This is a genomic window from Streptomyces sp. NPDC046859 (assembly GCF_040645135.1).
Classification (GTDB): domain Bacteria; phylum Actinomycetota; class Actinomycetes; order Streptomycetales; family Streptomycetaceae; genus Streptomyces.
Genome location: NZ_JBEYXR010000066.1, coordinates 1 through 1,060 on the forward strand (window position 1 = coordinate 1; position 1,060 = coordinate 1,060).

Consider the following 1,060-nt stretch of genomic DNA (forward strand, 5'->3'; position numbering starts at 1 on the left):
TGTTTGCAGTTGCCGCACTTCGGGCGGCCCTGCGCGGCCACGGGTATCCGGTTGGTGCGCCCGCAGTGGGGGCACTTGACGGTCGTCGCCTGGATGGTGCTCATGCCGCCTGCGCTCCGTTCTCGTGGTGGGGTTGGTCGTAGGTGACGACCAGTTCCGCGTGCTGGGCGTCGACGCGGATGGTGGCGCCGTCCTGGACGTCGCCGCGCAGCAGGGCGCGTCCGATGAGGGTTTCGACTTCGTGGGAGATGTAGCGGCGCAGGGGCCGGGCTCCGTAGACGGGGTCGTAGCCTTGGTGGGCGATGAGCTCGCGGGCTGCTTCGGTGAGTTCGACGGTGATGCGGCGTTCGGCGAGGCGGCGTCGCAGTTCGTCGAACTGCAGCTCGACGATCTGTTCGATCTGGCGTTCGCCGAGTGGTTTGAACAGCACGATGTCGTCGACGCGGTTGAGGAATTCCGGGCGGAAGTGTCCGCGTAGTTCGCCCATCACCAGGGCGCGGGCGTCGGGTTTGATCTCGCCGTCGGCGGTGGCGCCGTCCAGGAGGTACTGGGAGCCGATGTTGGAGGTCATGATGATGACGGTGTTGCGGAAGTCGACGGTGCGGCCCTGGGAGTCGGTGATGCGGCCGTCGTCGAGGACCTGCAGCAGGGTGTTGAAGACGTCGGTGTGGGCCTTTTCGACCTCGTCGAACAGCACGACCGAGTAGGGCTTGCGGCGCACGGCCTCGGTGAGTTGTCCGCCTTCTTCGTAGCCGACGTATCCGGGCGGGGCGCCCATGAGCCGGCTGACGGTGTGCCGTTCCTGGTACTCGCTCATGTCGAGGCGGACCATGTTCTCCTCGGAGTCGAACAGGGCCGCGGCGAGGGTCTTGGCCAGCTCGGTCTTGCCGACACCGGTGGGGCCGAGGAAGATGAACGAGCCGATCGGGCGGCGCGGGTCGCGGATGCCGGAGCGGGCGCGGATGATGGCGTCGGTGACGAGTTTGACGGCCTCGTCCTGGCCGATGACGCGTTCGTGGAGGATCTCGTCCAGGCGCAGCAGCTTCTCGCGTTCGCCCTC

At 67.3% G+C, this 1,060-nt stretch carries 1 protein-coding gene and 1 pseudogene; both read right to left on the bottom strand.

Features of this window, described 5'->3' with window-relative positions; all coding sequences use genetic code 11:
* A pseudogene (locus ABZ899_RS36530) lies at positions 1-104 on the bottom strand (thiol reductase thioredoxin); the annotation flags it as partial.
* Positions 101-1,060, bottom strand: a 960-nt coding sequence (locus ABZ899_RS36535; RefSeq protein ID WP_361355241.1) for an AAA family ATPase, incomplete at its 5' end; no start/stop codon positions are given. The pseudogene ABZ899_RS36530 and the gene ABZ899_RS36535, both read right to left, overlap by 4 nt.